The organism is Mesorhizobium sp. M7A.F.Ca.US.011.01.1.1 (genome assembly GCF_003998295.1).
In the GTDB taxonomy this organism is placed as follows: domain Bacteria; phylum Pseudomonadota; class Alphaproteobacteria; order Rhizobiales; family Rhizobiaceae; genus Mesorhizobium.
In genome coordinates this window covers 148,381-166,284 of record NZ_RZRT01000002.1, presented here as the reverse complement: position 1 = coordinate 166,284, position 17,904 = coordinate 148,381, and the positions used below count along the sequence as shown (strand labels likewise).

The 17,904-nt window shown below is 62.5% G+C and carries 14 protein-coding genes; 12 read left to right on the top strand and 2 right to left on the bottom strand.

Annotation, left to right across the window (positions count from 1 at the left end; all coding sequences use genetic code 11):
• The first annotated feature begins 18 nt into the window (after window positions 1–18).
• From EOA13_RS03375 to EOA13_RS03330, 10 genes are all read left to right on the top strand, one after another.
• On the top strand, window positions 19–2,004 hold the full coding sequence (locus tag EOA13_RS03375; protein WP_127289708.1) for a CocE/NonD family hydrolase: 1,986 nt from the start codon (window positions 19–21) through the stop codon (window positions 2,002–2,004).
• Window positions 2,005–2,158: 154 nt separating this feature from the next.
• Window positions 2,159–3,745 carry an ABC transporter substrate-binding protein gene (locus EOA13_RS03370; RefSeq protein WP_127289706.1) on the top strand — a complete coding sequence of 529 codons (1,587 nt, stop codon included), beginning with the start codon at window positions 2,159–2,161 and terminating at the stop codon, window positions 3,743–3,745.
• 16 nt (window positions 3,746–3,761) lie between these two features.
• Window positions 3,762–4,721 carry an ABC transporter permease gene (locus EOA13_RS03365; protein ID WP_127289704.1) on the top strand — a complete coding sequence of 320 codons (960 nt, stop codon included), beginning with the start codon at window positions 3,762–3,764 and terminating at the stop codon, window positions 4,719–4,721.
• A 9-nt stretch (window positions 4,722–4,730) separates the two neighbouring features.
• Window positions 4,731–5,555, top strand: coding sequence for an ABC transporter permease (locus EOA13_RS03360; RefSeq protein WP_023813640.1), 825 nt, complete (start codon window positions 4,731–4,733; stop codon window positions 5,553–5,555).
• A complete protein-coding gene (locus EOA13_RS03355) occupies window positions 5,555–7,210 on the top strand; it encodes an ABC transporter ATP-binding protein (protein WP_127289702.1) in 1,656 nt (551 codons plus the stop codon). The genes EOA13_RS03360 and EOA13_RS03355 overlap by 1 nt, the downstream gene beginning before the upstream one ends.
• A gap of 119 nt (window positions 7,211–7,329) precedes the next feature.
• Window positions 7,330–8,919 carry an ABC transporter substrate-binding protein gene (locus tag EOA13_RS03350; protein ID WP_127289700.1) on the top strand — a complete coding sequence of 530 codons (1,590 nt, stop codon included), beginning with the start codon at window positions 7,330–7,332 and terminating at the stop codon, window positions 8,917–8,919.
• Window positions 8,920–9,017: 98 nt separating this feature from the next.
• Window positions 9,018–9,857 carry an alkaline phosphatase family protein gene (locus EOA13_RS03345; protein ID WP_127289698.1) on the top strand — a complete coding sequence of 280 codons (840 nt, stop codon included), beginning with the start codon at window positions 9,018–9,020 and terminating at the stop codon, window positions 9,855–9,857.
• A gap of 326 nt (window positions 9,858–10,183) precedes the next feature.
• Window positions 10,184–10,750: a sigma-70 family RNA polymerase sigma factor gene (locus tag EOA13_RS03340; protein ID WP_127289696.1), complete on the top strand. Its 567-nt coding sequence runs from the start codon at window positions 10,184–10,186 to the stop codon at window positions 10,748–10,750.
• Window positions 10,747–11,415 (top strand): anti-sigma factor, encoded by a 669-nt coding sequence (locus EOA13_RS03335; RefSeq protein WP_127289694.1) that lies wholly within the window; start codon window positions 10,747–10,749, stop codon window positions 11,413–11,415. Before EOA13_RS03340 ends, EOA13_RS03335 begins: the two co-directional genes overlap by 4 nt.
• A complete protein-coding gene (locus tag EOA13_RS03330; protein ID WP_127289692.1) occupies window positions 11,405–12,838 on the top strand; it encodes a S8 family serine peptidase in 1,434 nt (477 codons plus the stop codon). Before EOA13_RS03335 ends, EOA13_RS03330 begins: the two co-directional genes overlap by 11 nt.
• 98 nt (window positions 12,839–12,936) lie before the next feature.
• Here the strand turns inward: EOA13_RS03330 and EOA13_RS03325 are convergent, their stop codons facing one another.
• Window positions 12,937–13,749, bottom strand: coding sequence for a DUF3800 domain-containing protein (locus tag EOA13_RS03325; RefSeq protein ID WP_127289690.1), 813 nt, complete (start codon window positions 13,747–13,749; stop codon window positions 12,937–12,939).
• 173 nt (window positions 13,750–13,922) lie between these two features.
• Complete coding sequence (locus tag EOA13_RS03320) at window positions 13,923–14,945, bottom strand: substrate-binding domain-containing protein (RefSeq protein WP_127289688.1); 1,023 nt, start codon at window positions 14,943–14,945, stop codon at window positions 13,923–13,925.
• A gap of 361 nt (window positions 14,946–15,306) precedes the next feature.
• Between EOA13_RS03320 and EOA13_RS03315 the strand changes: the two genes are divergently transcribed.
• Both EOA13_RS03315 and EOA13_RS03310 read left to right on the top strand, forming a co-directional pair.
• Window positions 15,307–16,662 carry an ABC transporter substrate-binding protein gene (locus EOA13_RS03315; protein ID WP_127267791.1) on the top strand — a complete coding sequence of 452 codons (1,356 nt, stop codon included), beginning with the start codon at window positions 15,307–15,309 and terminating at the stop codon, window positions 16,660–16,662.
• A gap of 227 nt (window positions 16,663–16,889) precedes the next feature.
• Complete coding sequence (locus EOA13_RS03310; protein WP_127289686.1) at window positions 16,890–17,903, top strand: sugar ABC transporter permease; 1,014 nt, start codon at window positions 16,890–16,892, stop codon at window positions 17,901–17,903.
• Window position 17,904: the final 1 nt, after the last annotated feature.

The following is a 17,904-nucleotide window of genomic DNA, read 5'->3' as shown; positions in this document are numbered from 1 at the left end:
GCGATCCTGGAGCATGCCATGAAAACAGTCACCGAATTTTCCCGCAAGGTCGTCGAGTTCCCGGACATGGGCATCGTCATGCCGGATGGCTGCCGGCTGTCAGCGCGGGTGTGGATGCCGGAAGATGCCGGCGACGATCCGGTGCCGGCGATCCTCGAGCACCTACCCTACCGCAAGCGCGACGGCACCATCTTTCGCGATCAGCTGACGCATCCCTATTTCGCCGGCCACGGCTACGCCTCGATCCGGGTCGATATGCGCGGCAATGGCGATTCCGAAGGGCTGATGGACGACGAATATTCCGAGCAGGAATTGCAGGACGCCTGCGACATCATCGCCTGGGCGGCAAGCCAGCCCTGGTGCAACGGCAATGTCGGCATGATGGGCATTTCCTGGGGCGGCTTCAACTGCCTGCAGGTGGCGGCCAAGCAGCCGCCGGCGCTGAAGGCGGTGATCAGCCTGTGTTCGACCGTCGACCGCTATGCCGACGACATCCACTACAAGGGCGGCTGCCTGCTGATCGAGAATTTCGGCTGGGCCTCGACGGTGCTGTCCTATTCGTCGCGCCCGCCGGATCCACTGCTGGCCGGCGACAACAGATGGCGCGATCTGTGGCTGACCCGGCTGGAGAACCAGTCCTTCCTGGCGCCGCTGTGGCTGAAGCACCAGCACCGTGACGCCTACTGGAAGCGCGGCTCGATCTGCGAGGATTTCTCCGCCGTCAAAGCCGCGGTGCTGTCGATCGGCGGCTGGCATGACGGCTATCGCAACACCGTCTCGCATCTGGCCAGCAACATCGAAGCGCCGGTCAAGGGCATTATCGGGCCGTGGATCCACAAATACCCGCATTATGCGGGACCAAAACCCGCCATCGGTTTCCTGCAAGAGGCGTTGCGCTGGTGGGACCGCTGGTTGAAGGACATCGACACCGGCGTCGAGACCGATCCGGCCTACCGCGCCTATGTGATGGACAGTGTGCGCCCGGCACGCTGGCATCCCGAGCGCCCGGGCCGCTGGGTGGCGGAGCAGGAATGGCCCTCGCCAACCATCAAGACGCAAACGGTCGATCTGATCCCCGCAGGCGAAAAACCCACCATCGTTGCCTCGCCGCAAAGCTGCGGCTTGGCTGGCGGCGAGTATTTTCCCTTCACCTTCGGCCCCGAACTGCCCGGCGACCAACGCCCCGATGATGCCCTGTCGGTGTGTTTCGACCAGCCGGAACTCGGCGAGCCGATCGACATCGTCGGCGCGCCGGAGGTCGAATTGCGGCTGTCCTCCGACCGTCCGCAGGCCAACATTGCGATCCGGCTTTGCGACGTGCACCCCGACGGCGCCTCGGAGTTGATCTCCTATGGCGTACTCAATCTGACGCACCGTAATTCGCACGAATTTCCCGAGGCGCTGGTGCCGGGCGAAACCGTCTCAGTTCGCGTCGTGCTCGATCAATGCGCCTATCGCGTTCCGCCCGGCCACCACCTGCGTGTTGCCGTTTCGAACGCCTATTGGCCTGCCATCTGGCCGTCGCCGGAGCCGGTCCGGCTGACCTTGTCGGCGGCGACGCTCCGCTTGCCGCTGCGGCCGCTGGCGGCAGGAGACGAAGTAACGTTCGCCGAGCCGGAAGGGGCCACCCCCTGGGCAACGGAGACGATCCGCGCCGCCAATTCCGAGCGCCATGTCGATCGTGATGAAAAGACCGGAATGGTGACCCTTTCCATCGTTGATGATTTCGGCGAGGTGCGCGATCTCGCCCATGGCCTCGCCAACGGCAGCATCGCCCGCGAGGCCTGGACGATCCATCCCGACGATCCGCTGTCGGCCTCGGGCAAGACGCACTGGACGCAGACCTTGTCGCGAAACGGATGGTCGGTACGCACCGAAACGACAGCCGAAATGCGATCGGACGCGCAAAACTTCATCGTCAGCGCCAGAATCGAGGCCTATGAGGACGAAAACCTCGTCTTCGAGCGCAATTTCGAAGAGAAGGTGCCGCGCGCACTTCTTTGAGCGCCGATTTCATTGGTCCAATTGCGACGTACGATTTACGCCACGGCATGTCGCATTCGGTCTTGCTTACCGCTTTCCCTTGCGGTCATTATTCTCCTCACAAGAAACAAGAAAAACGACCGCAGAGTCGAACCAACAGAGTGAGGAACTCAAAATGTCGAACGAACTGGAATTTCTTAGCCGGCGTGTCGCGTCGGGCAAACTGAGCCGTCGTGATTTTCTCGGCCGGGCGGCGGCGCTCGGTATCTCCGCGCCCTTCGCCAACTCGCTGCTTTCAAGCGCGGCACGCGCGGCAGGTCCAGTCAAAGGCGGCACGCTGAAAGCTGGACTTGTCGGCGGCGAGTCCACCAACAGCCTTGATCCGGCACTGTTCATGACTCAGGTGCCGTTCGCCTTCGGCAAGATGTGGGGCGAATTGATCGTCGAGCTTTCGCCGGAAGGCAAGCTCGAGAACCGCATCGCCGAGGAGATCGGCTCGTCGGACGACGCCAAGGTGTGGACGCTGAAGATCCGCGACGGCGTCGAATTCCACAACGGCAAGACGGTGACCGCCGAGGACGTGGCCGCCACACTTGAGCGCCATTCCGACGAGAAGTCGAAATCCGGCGCGCTCGGCTACATGAAGGGCATCGAGACCATCAAGGCCAGCGGCAAGGAAGTCGTGCTGACCCTGAAGGAAGCCAATGCCGATCTGCCCTATTTGCTCAGCGACTATCACCTGATCGTCCAACCGAATGGCGGCAAGGACAAGGCCGACGCAGGCATCTCGGCCGGTCCTTACAAGGTCACGACCAATGAGCCCGGCGTGCGCCATGGCGGCGAGCGTTTCGCCAATTACTGGCAGGGCGACAAGATGGGCCATGCCGACCAGATCGAGATCATCGTCATCAACGATGCGACGGCGCGCACGGCCGCCCTGCAGGGCGGCCAGGTCAATATGGTCAACCGCGTCGAGCCGAAGATCGTCGACCTGATCAAGCGCCTGCCGGGCGTCACCATCCGCAACCACGCGGGTCCTGGCCACTACGTGTTCATCATGCATTGCAACACGGCGCCGTTCGACAACGCCGATTTGCGCATGGCACTGAAGCTGGCCATCGACCGCGAGGAAATGCTGGACAAGATCCTGCGCGGCTACGGCTCGCTCGGCAACGACTTCCCGATCAATGCGTCCTATCCGCTGTTTACCGAGATCGAGCAGCGTAAGTACGATCCCGACAAGGCCAAGTTCCACTTCAAGAAGTCGGGCCACGATGGCGCCGTCCTGCTGCGGACCTCGGACGTCGCTTTCCCGGGCGCTGTCGATGCATCGCAGTTGTTCCAGCAGAGCGCGGCCAAGGCCGGCATCCAGATCGAGCTGAAGCGTGAGCCCGGCGACGGCTATTGGAACGAGGTCTGGAACAAGCAGCCCTTCTGCGCTTCCTACTGGGGCGGCCGCTCGACCCAGGACCAGATGTACTCCACCGCTTATCTGTCGAACGCCGACTGGAACGACACGCGTTTCAAGCGCCCGGACTTCGACAAAATGGTGCTGGCCGCGCGCGCCGAGCTCGACGAGACCAAGCGCAAGCAGATGTACCATGACATGGCTGTCCTGGTACGAGACGAGGGCGGCCTGATCCTGCCGATGTTCAACCAGTTCATCGACGCTACCGGCGCCAAGGTCGGCGGCTGGGTCGATGATCCGCATCAGGAGCTGATGAACGGCTACGCGCTGGCGAAGTGCTGGCTCGAAGCCTGAGCTTGGCCTTGCGGATATGTCCTCACCCATCTTGAAACTGGTGGCCCAGCGCGTTGCGCTGGGCATTCTCCTCTTGTTGGCCGTTTCGGTCCTGATCTTCGCCGGCACCCAGATCCTGCCCGGCGACGTCGCGCAAGCCATTCTCGGGCAATCGGCGACACCGGAGTCGCTCGCCAATCTGCGCGAGCAGCTCGGCCTCAACGATCCGGCCTATATCAGGTATTTCCGCTGGCTCGGCGGTGTGCTGACCGGCGATCTCGGCACGGCCATGTCGAGCGGGCAGGATATCGCCACGTCGATCAAGGGGCGGCTGTGGAACACGCTGTTCCTCGCCTTCTGGGCGGCGATCGTCGCCGTGCCGCTGGCGATCATTCTCGGCCTGATCGCGGTGCGCTACCGCAATGGCTGGGTCGACAAGCTGATCTCAGGGCTGGCGCTGGCCTCGACCTCCTTTCCCGAGTTCTTCATCGGCTACGTGCTGGTCTATTTCTTCGCCGTGAAATGGCAAATCTTCCCCGGCATTTCGACCGTCTACGACGGCATGCCTTTTGGCGAGCGCATGCAGGCGATCGCTCTGCCGGCGGCCGCGCTGACGCTGGTCGTGCTCGCCCACATGATGCGCATGACACGCGCGGCGATCCTCAATGTCATGCAGTCGGCCTATGTCGAGACGGCGGAACTGAAGGGCCTGTCGGCCTTCAACGTCATCCGCAAGCACGCCTTCCCCAATGCGATCGCGCCGATCATCAACGTCGTCATGCTCAACCTCGCTTACCTCATCGTCGGCGTCGTCGTGGTCGAGGTGATCTTCGTCTATCCGGGCATGGGACAGTATCTGGTCGACCACGTCACCAAGCGGGACGTGCCGGTCGTGCAGGCGGTCGGCCTGATCTTCGCCGCCGTCTATATCAGCCTGAACATCATTGCGGACATAGCGGCCATCGTCGCCAATCCGCGTCTCAGACACCCGAAATAGGGGGCGGATATGCTCGATATCAAACGCATCCCCATCCCCGCTCTGATCGGCATCGTGCTGACGGCATTGTTCGTCCTGGCGGCGGTCTTCGCCCCCTGGATCGCGCCGCACGGCAACGGCGAAATCGTCGGCGATGTCTGGGAACCGATGTCGGCTGCTCATTTGCTAGGCACCGACAATCTCGGCCGCGACCTGCTTTCGCGCATGATCTACGGCGCCCGCATCACTTTGTTCATCGCGGTGCTGGCCACCGCGCTGTCGTTCTCGCTCGGCGCCATCCTCGGCTTCTCGGCGGCCGTGTTCGGCGGCTGGTTCGATACGCTGCTGTCGCGCCTCGTCGATCTCTTGATGTCTATCCCGACGCTGATCATGGGTCTCGTCGTGCTGTCCGTGCTGCCGACCAACCTGGTGACGCTGATCCTGGTGATGGGCATTCTGGATTCGACCCGCGTCTATCGCCTGTCGCGCGCGGTCGCCGTCGACATCAACGTCATGGACTATGTCGAGGCGGCGAAACTGCGTGGTGAGGGCAGCGGCTGGATCATCTTCCGCGAAATCCTGCCCAACGCATTGTCGCCACTGGTTTCGGAACTCGGCCTGCGCTTCATCTATGCCGTGCTGTTCCTGTCGACGCTGTCGTTCCTCGGCCTTGGCGTGCAGCCACCGGACGCCGACTGGGGCGGCATGGTCAAGGAAAACAAGGACGGCATCGTCTTCGGCATCGCGGCCGCACTCATCCCGGCGGCGGCGATCGCCTTGCTGGCGATTTCCGTCAACCTGGTTGCCGACTGGGTGCTCAACCGGACGACAAGCCTCAAGGGAGGACGCGGGTGATGGCCGACACCAAAGCGAAACCTGGCCTGTTGCTCGACATCCGCAATCTGCGCATCGAGGCCACCGTCTTCCCGCCCGGAGAGCCGCCGAAGAACATCGTGCTGGTGCACGATGTCTCGCTGACGCTCGAGAAGGGCAAGGTGCTCGGCCTGATCGGCGAATCCGGCGCCGGCAAGTCGACCATCGGCCTGTCGTCGATGGGCTATGGCCGCGGTGGCGTGCGCATCACCGGCGGCGAGGTGATCCTGAACGGCCGCGACATCCTCAAGGGCGGCAAGGACGGCTTCCGCAAATTACGCGGCCGCGAAGTCTGCTATGTCGCGCAGTCGGCGGCAGCGGCCTTCAACCCGGCGCACAGACTGATGGATCAGGTGGTGGAAGCCACGCTGCTGCACGGTACGGCGACACGTGCCGAGGCCGAGAAGCGCGCGGTTGCGCTGTTCAAGAAGCTCAGCCTGCCGAACCCCGAAACCATCGGCGAGCGCTTTCCGCACCAGGTTTCGGGTGGCCAGTTGCAGCGTGTGATGACGGCGATGGCACTCTGCTCCGAGCCGGACCTGATCGTCTTCGACGAGCCGACAACGGCGCTCGACGTGACGACGCAGATCGACGTGTTGGCGGCGATCAAGGACGCCATCCGCGACACCCATGTCGCTGCGCTCTACATCACGCACGACCTTGCCGTCGTCGCCCAGGTCTCAGACGAAATCATGGTGCTGCGCCATGGAAGGCTGGTCGAATGGGGCGGCACAAGGCAGATCATCAAGGAGCCGCGACAGGAATATACCAACGCGCTTGTCTCGGTGCATGAGATCGAACACCAGGAGCAGAAACCCGGCACGACGCCGTTCCTGTCGGTGAAGAACGTCACCGCCGCCTATGGCCGCAGCGACATCAAGGTGCTGAAGAACGTCTCGGTCGACATCTATCCGGGCCAGACACTGGCCGTGGTCGGCGAGTCCGGCTCCGGCAAATCGACGCTGGCACGCGCCATCACCGGGCTTTTGCCACCCGAAGCGGGTACGGTGACCTTCGACGGACGTCCGCTGGCCAACCGGCTGGCCGACCGGCCGAAGGAGGATTTGCGCCAGTTGCAGATGATCTACCAGATGGCCGATGTGGCGATGAACCCGCGCCAGACCGTCGCCACCATCATCGGCCGGCCGCTCGAATTCTATTTCGGCATGCGCGGCCGCGAGCGCGACAGGCGCGTTACCGAACTGCTCGACAAGATCGAGATGGGCAAGGGCTTTTCCGATCGCTACCCGGCCGAGCTTTCCGGCGGCCAGAAGCAACGCGTCTGCATCGCCCGGTCACTTGCCGCCAAGCCCAAGTTGATTATCTGCGACGAGGTCACCTCGGCACTCGATCCGCTGGTGGCACACGGCATTCTCGAGCTGCTGCTCGAGCTGCAGAAGGAAGAGAACGTCGCCTATCTGTTCATCACGCATGACCTCGCCACTGTGAAGTCGATCGCCGATTCGATCGCGGTTATGTATCGCGGCGAGGTGGTGCGCTACGGCCCCAAGAGCAAGGTGCTGAGCCCGCCCTTCGACGCCTACACCGACCTGCTGCTCTCCTCGGTTCCGGAGATGGAAATCGGCTGGCTGGAAAAGGCAATCAAGGGACGGCGCATGGCCAGCGCGGGGAACTAGATAGCAAGCCAGCGGTCCGCTAGGTCAGAGAAGCCGGCGCCCGTCATGCGGATGCAATATTAGAGCGCCACACGTCTCGCGGAGGGCGCCGCTCGCAGACTTTTAAACAGGGGTAGGACATGAAGACTGAACTCGATTATCTCGCCGAACTCGCCGGTCAAGGCCGGATATCGCGCCGCGCCTTTCTTGGGCGCGCCGCCGCGCTCGGCGTATCGGCGGCCCTGATGCCGGCGCTGGCCGGCAAGGCATTTGCCCAGACGGCGGTGAAGGGCGGTATCATCAAGGCCGGCCTGCAGGGCGGTGAATCCACCAACAGTCTCGATCCGGCGTTAAACCTCAGCCAGGTTACCTTCAGCTTCGGCAAGCTTTGGGGCGAGTATCTCGTGCGCCTCACACCAGACAACAAGCTGGTCAACCTGATTGCCGAAGAAATTGGCGCCTCAGCCGACGCCAAGACATGGACGATCAAGATCCGCGATGGCATCGAGTTCCACAATGGCAAGACGGTCGGCGCGGAGGATGTTGCCGCCACCATCGAGCGCCATGCGGATGAGAAGTCCAAGTCCGGAGCACTCGGCATCCTGAAGAATATCAAGGGCGTCAAGGCAAGCGGCAAGGAAGTCATCGTCACGCTCGGCGACGCCGATGCCGACTTCCCCTACCTGATGGCCGACTACCATCTCGTCATCCAGCCGAATGGCGGCAAGGACGATCCGAATGCCGGCATCAGCGCCGGTCCCTACAAGGTCAGCGTCAACCAGCCGGGCGTGCGCCATGGCGGCGAGCGTTTCGCCAATTACTGGCTGGGCGACAAGGCCGGCCATGCCGACCAGGTCGAGATCATCGTCATCAACGATGCAACGGCACGGTTGGCTGCCTTGCAGGGTGGTCAGGTGCACATGATCAACCGCGTCGAGCCCAAGGTGGTCGATCTGGTCAAGCGCATTCCCGGCGTCAGCATCGAGAACGCCTCGGGCAAGGGCTACTACCCGTTCAACATGTTCTGCGACACCGCCCCCTTCGACAGCGGCGATCTCCGCATGGCGCTGAAACTCGCCATGGACCGCGACGAGATGCTGGAAAAGATCCTGCGCGGCTATGGCTCGGTGGGTAACGACTTCCCGATCAACGAGGCCTATCCGCTGTTTTCCGCCGACATCGAGCAACGCAAGTTCGACCCGGAAAAGGCGGCGGCAGCCTACAAGAAATCAGGCCACAGCGGCTCGATCGTGCTGCGCACCTCGGACGTCGCCTTCCCGGGCGCCGTCGATGCCGCACAGCTCTATCAGCAGTCCTGCGCCAAAGCCGGCATCAAGATCGAGATCAAGCGCGAACCCGGCGACGGCTACTGGTCTGAGGTCTGGAACAAGCAGCCTTTCTCGCTCTCCTACTGGGGCGGACGCGCCACGCAGGACCAGATGTATTCCACCGGCTATGTCTCGACCGCCGACTGGAACGACACGCGCTTCAAGCGGCCGGAATTCGACAAGATGCTGTTTACCGCGCGCGGCGAGCTCGACCAGGCCAAGCGCCAGGCGATCTACCACGATATGGCAGTGATGATGCGTGACGAAGGCGGGCTGATCGTGCCCTTCTTCAACCAGTTCATCGACGCGGCCGCCACCAACAAGATCGGCGGCTATGCCAAGAGCCCTATCGGCGAAATGATGGACGGCTACGCGCTTGCCGAGTGCTGGCTCAACGCTTGAGCGGACTCTGATCGTCCGATTTCATCTATCAAGAACGCCGTGTGCCCAAGACGGCACACGGCGTTCCGTTTCAACTGCCAAGCCGCAAGGAGCCGCCCATGGCGCTCAAATCCAAGCTTTTGCTGATCATCCTCGACGGCGTGCCTTACCGGAACTGGCGCCGGCTGATGGGCAATCTCGAAGGCTGGGTGCAATCGGGCGAGGCGCGCGTCTGGAAGATGCGCTCGGTGCTGCCGTCGACCTCGGCCTGCTGCTATGCGTCGATCCACACCGGGGTCTCACCGCAGGTGCACGGGATTCTCTCCAACGAGAACCGGTTCCGCGTCGAGCAGCCCGATATCTTCTCCGAGATCAGCAAGGCAGGCGGCAAGACGGGAGCGGTGACCCATTCCTACTGGTCGGAATTCTTCCGCGCCTATCCGTTCGACCTGGTCGAGGACATGGAATTCGACGAGCCAAGCGGGCCGATCACGCATGGCCGCTTCCACACCATGACTGGTTACAATCTCCGCAACCAGATGACGCCGAGCGATGTCGACCTGTTCGCCACGCTGACGATGCTGACGAAACGCCATGGCATCGACTATGGCATCCTGCACACCTGCACGCTGGACTCGATGGGACACCGCTTCGGCCACGACTGCCACGAGATGGACCATGCCGTCTATGCGATGGACGGCATGCTGGCGGCCTTCCTGCCGCGCTGGATCGAAGCCGGCTATGAGGTGATCGTCACCGCCGATCACGGCCAGACCGATCGTGGCCATCATGGCGGCCACGACGACGAGATGCAGGATTTCGCGCTGTACTATTTTGGACAAGGTAAGGGTCCGCAGGCCGACACGCTGCTCGACCAGCTGCAGCTGGCGCCGACAGTGCTGAGCCGGCTGGGTGTGGCAATACCGGAGACGATGAAGGCTAAATCTTTCTTGGGGTGAAAAGCGGTCCGCGGAGCGGACGAGAAGCCAATTGCTTGGCTTCAAGCTTCGAACGCCCTGAGCCTGCGAAGGGCCGGGTGATCGGCGCGCGGTGGCGATGTCGTGCTGGAAGAAACGCGCCCGGCCGGCCCTACGCTATGGCTTCGGGCGTTCGTCACTTCAATCGACAAATCGTTGTCGATTGACCCGCCTCTGGCGGGACGCTCCTCACCCTCTGGCAACACTTCCTTACTTCGGCTAGCCTCCGCAAAATTCCTTGGCGGAGGATGAACCTTTTTGGGCCGATCAGCGACAGAGCAGACAGGAGCCAGGCGGCTCGACCGGCCATGACGGCAGCGACGGAGACCGATCGCGCGCTTGTCGACCGGGTCGCGAAGGGCGACCGTGCCGCCGTGCGGCTCCTGTTCATGCGTCACCACGCGCGGGTCTACCGCTTCGTGGCGCGCCAGACGGGATCGGAAATGATGGCCGACGATATCGCCAACGAAGTCTTCCTCGAGCTGTGGCGCCAGGCGCCAGGCTTCGAAGGGCGCTCCGAAGTCTCGACATGGCTGCTCGGCATCGCCCGTTTCAAGGCGCTGTCCTTTCTGCGCAAGAAGAAGGAAGACTGGATCGACGACGAGGCCGCCGCCGCGGTGCCCGACGGCGCCGACACGCCGGAAGTCGTCACCATGAAGGAAGACAAGGCTGCCGCCCTGCGGCGCTTCGTGGATGCCTTGCCCGAAGAGCATCGCGTCGTCATCGATCTTGCCTATTATCACGGACAGTCGGTGAGCGAGATCGGCGGGGTGCTCAACATTCCGGTCGCCACCGTCAAGACCCGGATGTTCTACGCCCGCAAGAAACTCGGCGAGGCCCTCAAGGCCGCCGGTTACGACAGGGGGTGGCCATGAGCGCCGCTGAAAAAATGTCGCGCCGCGACGAAATGGAAACGCTGCTGCCGTTCTACCTGAACGGCTCGCTGGAAGGTTCCGACCTGGAAGCCGTCGAGGAATGGCTGGCCAGCGATCCGGCCGCACTGGCCGCCCTTGGCGAGGCGGAAGCCGAATTCTCCGGCGCCACGGCCGCCAACGAAGCGATCCGTCCGCCGGCCGATGCGCTCAGCCGCTTCGCCAAGGCGCTCGACGCCGAGGCCGGGCCTGCGCGCAAGTCGGCAGGATCGTCCTGGCTGGCGCAGGCCTGGGGCCGCTTCATGGCGGTGCCGGTCGGTGTCGCCTGGGCGGCAGCCGCGGTTCTGCTGGCCTTGGTCATGGTGCAGTCGTTTGTCGAACCCGGCGGCAAGGGCAATGATTTCGAGATTGCCGGCGCGCAAGACGATCTGGCCAAAATGCCGTTCGCCCTGGTCAAGTTCAAGCCGGATTCGAAGATGTCGGACATATCCGCCTTCCTCGGCAGCAACGGGCTGAAGATCATCGGCGGACCGACCGCCGACGGCGTGTTCCGGCTTGGCATCCCGGCTGCCAACGCAGCCGACTACAACAAGCAAATCGGCCTTATTGCCGCCCAGCCTTTCACGGAGTCTGTGATCGAGGGAAGGAAACCCGTTGATGGCGGCTGAGGCGGTCACTCGATTTGCGGCAGTGCTTGCGACGGCGATGGCGATCGCCGTGCCCGCGTCGGCGCAGACCAACGATCCCAATCCCGACCAGACGAAGATCGACTGCCGCGACGGAGCCAATGCGGCGGGCGCCGACTGCGCCAGCGATGGAAGTGACACAAAGCGTGGATCGGATGCGGCGCAGGCCGATGCGGTGTTCCTGCCAGCCCTGATCGTCGACCTGTTTCCCAACCCGGCGGCGCCTCCGACCCCTGTGCCAACGCCACGGCCGGCACCCACGACGCTGCCTGATACTCAAGCCGGCCCCCCGCCTGGCGGCCCGATCGTCTCGCCGACCGATCTCATTGCCGTTCAGCCGCCGCGCGCGGTGGTTGGCGATTTCGTGCCCGACGAGGTGCTGGTGACCGTCGACGGCGATGCCGGCGCTGTCCAGCAGATCGCCGCCTCCTTCGGCCTGCAGGTGCGCTCGCAGCGCCAGTCGCGGCTGCTTGGCACCACGCTGGTGCGCTTCGGCATTCCCGACGGCCGGCCCGTCGGCGTCGTGCTGGCGCAACTGGCCGCCGACGGCCGCACCCAGCGGCGCGAGCCCAACCATGTCTATTCGCTGCAGCAGGCCGCCGGCATCGTCAACTATGCGTTCGATCGTATCGCGCTCGATTCCAAACAGGCCAGCGGCGAAAACGTCCGCATCGCGGTGATCGACACCGGCATCGACGACACCAATCCGGCGCTGTCGGGCGTCATTGCCGGGCAGTTCGACGCCATGCCCGACGTGCCGATCGAAAAGCGCGATCACGGCACGTCGATCGACGGGCTGATCGCCGGCGTCGGCGCGCTGGAGGGCATGGCGCCGGGCGCAAAAATCTATCACGCCCGCGCCTTCGAGGACGGCAAATCGACCATGGACGTCATCCTGTCGGCGCTCGACTGGGCGGCGGAACAGGACGTGGGCATCATCAATATGAGCTTCGTCGGGCCGAAGAACGATTTGCTCGGCGTCGCCTGCCGCAATGCCCGCGCACTCGGCATGGTGCTGGTCGCCGCCGCCGGCAACAATGGGCCGAAAGCACCCTATGGTTACCCGGCGGCTTTCGACGGCGTTATCGCGGTGACCGCCACCGATGCCAAGGACGGGCTGATGCCGCAGGCCAATCGCGGCGCCTATGTCTTCATCTCGGCGCCCGGCGTCGAGATGGTGGCGCCGAGCGGCGGCGGTTCGGACGTGGTCACAGGCACCTCATTCGCGGCGGCGATCGTGAGTGGCGCCATCGCCAATCTCATCCATGCCGCGCCCGGCCGAACGGCGGACGACATCGAAAAGGCGCTCGCGGCGACGGCCAGGGATCTCGGCCCCAAGGGACGAGACAATGATTTCGGCTACGGGCTGCTGGACATCAAGGCGGCAGGGGCTGCGAAGGAATAAATTCCGTTATTATACTTCGCGTACCCCAAGGGCTACGATCGATGATCCTACCCTTTCCATCTTGGCCGCAATCCGTTTCAGGCCACCGCGAGTGAAATTTAGGCCCCAGACAGGAAGGGCCGTTCGCCGACAAGGCTCTGATTTTTAGACTCAATAGAAAAGGTCGCCGGCAGGACTTCTTTCCGTATGGCCAATTCGCGAAGAGACGCCAGGGCCGGCTGATCTAGCTTTAGGTTCTGAATTCTCACTTCTTTGTAATCAGTAGGAACGATGGTGTTCCGTAACGATCCCTGGGCCGAATCCGATCTGTAGACACCATGAGCCAGAGCATCGGCCATTGCCAGCGATAGGCACATGTCTTTGGAAGAGAACGAAATGCTCCCTAGCAGACCAGCGAATTGCGTGCCGTTCAGTGCTTCAGTCACTTCGTTGAATATCTCAACCGCACCGCCGGCATTCTTGTGACCTTGCTCCATTACAATGTTCAACGGCCATTCCGTGCGTTTGGAAGTCAGGAACGAAATCGCCCACAGCAAGCAAACCCGAAAACACAGACCATATTCAGAATCCAAACGGATGCCGCGAGCCGGAGCGGGATTTCGATAGAACGAAGCATAGTCGTCGCGTCTGAAACCGGCGGATATGCCGAGTGCGAGGTATCGATCAATCAACGGGAAAAAGCGGCAGGCAAAGGAAGACCTCTTTTCCTTCTCCCAGCCGGCGAACTCCCCTTGTTTGGCCCGGTACTTCTTGGCGTGAAACCTCTTGATGTCGAACTCTGACAGGAGCGCCGCCAGATCGGTCTCATAGGTACCCCATTGGTCAACATCGCCTAGGAAGCCAGCCACGACCGTGTTGGTAGCCTCGGCACCATGGGTCCCGCTTTCGTCAAAGTGAGCCGTCATCACCATGAACGGGCTTCCTTGTCGCCAACAGTGCGGAGGAACCTCGCGAGCGGCGCAATTACCTGAGAAATGTCATTCCATATCTGTCATACCCCTTTGGGTACGCCAACTACAATATGCGGGCTTTGTTCTCATGCATGTCGTTGTCTCAAACCGGGCCACTTTTGAGCGACATGCGTTTAGCCTGGCGCTCCCGCCACCGATCCCCTGACCACCAGGTCGACCGGCCAGACCTCGCCGCGAGCGCCCTCCTCCAGGCCGGAAATCCGTGCCGCCAGCCGCTCGGCGACACGGGCGCCGGCGAGACGGATCGATGAACGCGTCGTCGACAGCGGCACCGAAAAATTCTCCGGCCTCAGCCAGGGAAAGACGTCATCATGAGCGATCAGCGACACGTCGCCTGGAATGCTCAGGCCGAGGTCGCGCACGGCGCGCACGACGCCCAGCGCCATGATCAGGCTGGAGCAGGCGATCGCGGTCGGCGCGTCGTCCTCTTCCAGCAAGCGCCTGGTGGCGCGATAGCCGTTCTCCTCGGTCATATCGACCGAGCAGACATGGCGTTCGCTCAATGACAGTCCGCTCGCGGCAAGCGCCCGGCGCACGCCGCGTTCGCGATGGATGGCGAAGGTCTCGCGGTCGTCACCGTTGATCAGCGCCAGCCTCCGATGACCGAGCTGGATCAGCAGCCTGGCCGCCTCGTGGAAGGCGCCCTCATTGTCGATGTCGGTAAAGGCATAGTCGAAATCGAAGCCCTCGCTGCGGCCATGGACGATGAAGGGAATGCCGAGCGTGTTGACCAGCGCCACGCGCCGGTCGGCGGGCCTTGGAGAGGAGATATAAACAGCGTCGACCTGCCGGTTGGCGACGATGCGCCGGTAGGTCGTCTCCTGGTCGTCGGCGTCGGCCGGCGACAGCACAAGGTCGAGCTCGTGCGAGCGGGCATAGTCGCCAAGACCGGACAGGAACTCGACGAAATGCGGATCGATGTCGACGGACGCACCGGTCGGCAGGACATAGCCGATCATGCCGGTCTTGCCGGTCGCCAGCCGGCGCGCGCTCGGGTTGGGACGATAGCCATGGCGCTTGGCGGCATCCATGACACGCCTGCGCGTCTCCTCGTTGACCTCGGGATAGCCGTTCAGCGCACGGCTTACCGTGGTTTGCGAAAGTGCCAGCATATGGGCGAGCTGCTTGAGGTTCACGAAAGGTCTCCATTCCCTCAAAGCGCTTTTAAATTGAATCGACCCAAGTCCCAGCGGGGCCGAGCCATACCAAGCCGAACCATAGACGCGGTTCGGGCATGTTTGAAACAAAAACTGCTGCTGCATCGCCATAATAGTATGTTGCAGCGCACTTTCAGGATGCAAATGCGCGAACCTAATCGATTAATCCGCCGGCCTCTTGACTTCCCAGCGATTCAATGGCGTGATCGAAAAAGCCAAAGCGCTTTGGAAGACTCTTCGAAAGGTTGCGGTTCCTTTCCGACTGAGTCACAGTCCTGCGGCGTCGGCGGGCGGAATGGAGGTTCCGTCCGGTGTGTGAGACCCACTGGGAGGAATACCGATGAAGAAAATGCTTTTGCTGGGTGCTGCGTTTGCCACGTTCGCCCTGAACGCGCCCGCGCAGGCCGAACTGAAGTTCAAGCCCGGCGAAGACAAGCGCTTCAACTGGGCGAACTACGAAGAGCTCAAGAAAGTCGACCTCAAGGGTGAGACGCTGTCGATCTTCGGACCGTGGCGCGGCGAGGACGAAGGCCTGGTGCGCGGCGTTCTCGACTATTTCTCGGAAGCCACCGGCGTCGAGATCAAATACTCCTCCTCAGAGAATTACGAGCAACAGATCGTCATCGACACGCAGGCCGGCAGCCCGCCGAACATCGCCGTGCTGCCGCAGCCGGGCCTCATTCAGGACCTGGCGTCGAAGGGCCTTTTGACGCCGCTCGGTGACGACACCGCCAAATGGGTCAAGGACAATTACGGTGCCGGCCAGTCATGGGTCGATCTCGGCACCTTTAAGGACAAGGACGGCAAGCCGGGCTTCTTCGCCTTCCCTTACAAGGCCGATGTGAAGTCGCTGGTCTGGTATTCGCCGGATAATTTCGAGGAAGCCGGCTACAAGGTGCCGAAGACGCAGGAAGAACTCGCCGATCTCGAAAAGAAGATCATCGCCGATGGCGGCAAGCCGTGGTGCATCGGCCTCGGCTCCGGCGGCGCCACCGGCTGGCCGGCGACCGACTGGGTCGAAGACCTGATGCTGCGCACCCAGCCTCCGGAGGTCTACGACAAATGGGTGAAGAACGAGATCCCGTTCAACGACCCCGCAGTGGTCAACGCCATCGACATTTTCGGCAAGATCGCCACCGACGACAAGATGGTCGACGGCGGCGCCAAGGCGGTTGCGGCGACCGATTTCCGCGACAGCCCGAAGGGCCTCTTTTCGGTGCCGCCGAAATGCTACCTGCACCACCAGGCATCGTTCATCCCGACCTTCTTCCCGGAAGGCACCAAGGTCGGCCAGGACGCGGACTTCTTCTACTTCCCGCCCTATGCCTCCAAGCCTGAACTGGGCACGCCGGTGCTCGGCGCCGGTACGCTGGCGATGATCACCAAGGACAGCAAGAGCGCGCGCGCGTTCATCGAATTCCTGAAGATGCCGCTCGCCCACGAGATCTGGATGGCCGAAGGCGGCTTCGTGACGCCGCTCAAGTCGGTCAACAAGGATGCCTATGCCAGCGACGCGCTGAAGAAGCAGGGCGAAATTCTCGCCAATGCTTCGACTTTCCGCTTCGACGGTTCCGACCTGATGCCGGGCAAGATCGGCGCCGGCGCCTTCTGGACCGGCATGATCGACCTGGTCGGCGGCAAGTCGGCGCAGGACGTCGCCACCGACATCCAGAAGAGCTGGGACGCGATCAAGTAGCGGCCTGCACGTAAGCGACCAACCATTCTCGCACTGGATCCGGGCCGTACTGGCCCGGATCCGACGGCGGCCCGTGCCGCAGCCTTTCGTCATGAGCGCATTGACATGAAGCGCGATCGGCAATGTGCGCAAGCCGCCGATGACGCGCTCCAAACAACTGAATCGGCGCCTGGTCCCCGTCACCAAGGTCATTCCTTGTCGGATCATGCGCAGGGGGAGAGGGACCCATGGCGGCTCAGATTTTCTCGGCCATATTCGTCATCATCATCGGGGTCGGCGGTTGCGTCGCCTATTTCTGGGGCGCCAACAAACTGGTCGACCTGATATTCCCGTCACGCGGCGTCGCCGGTGCCGCGGCCATCGACAATCTGCGCCGGCAAGGACTGGTCCGGCCATGGCTGTTCGTCGGTCCGGCGATGATCATCCTCACCATTTACCTGATCTATCCGGTGGTCGAGACGCTGCGGCTGTCGTTCCTCGATCGCAGCGGCATCAATTTCGTCGGCCTGGCGAACTATGAATGGGCGTTCGGCGATCGCGAGTTCCGCAACTCGATCCTCAACAACATCATCTGGCTGGCGGTGGTGCCGGCCGCCTGCACCTTCCTTGGGCTGATCATCGCCGTGCTTACGGACAAGATCTGGTGGGGCACGATCGCCAAGAGCCTGATCTTCCTGCCGCTGGCGATCTCCTTCGTCGGCGCCAGCGTGATCTGGAAATTCATCTACGAATATCGCGGCGAAGGCCAGACTCAGATCGGCATCCTCAACGCCATCATTCAGCATTTCGGCGGCCAGCCGCAGGTCTGGATATCGCTGCCGTTCTGGAACAATTTCTTCCTGATGATCATCCTGATCTGGATCCAGACCGGCTTTGCCATGGTCATCCTGTCTTCCGCCCTGCGCGGCATCCCCGAGGAAACGCTGGAAGCCGCCGTCATCGACGGCGCCAATCCGTTCCAGATCTTCTGGAAGATCATGGTGCCGCAGATCTGGGGCACCATCGCCGTGGTCTGGACCACGATCACCATTCTGGTGCTCAAAGTGTTCGACATCGTGCTGACCATGACCAACGGTCAGTGGAACAGCCAGGTGCTGGCTAATCTGATGTTCGACTGGATGTTCCGCGGGGGCGGCGATTTCGGCCGCGGCGCCACCATTGCCATCATCATCATGATCGCGGTCATTCCGATCATGGTCTGGAACATCCGCCAGGCGAACAAAGAGACGGGAGGACATTGAG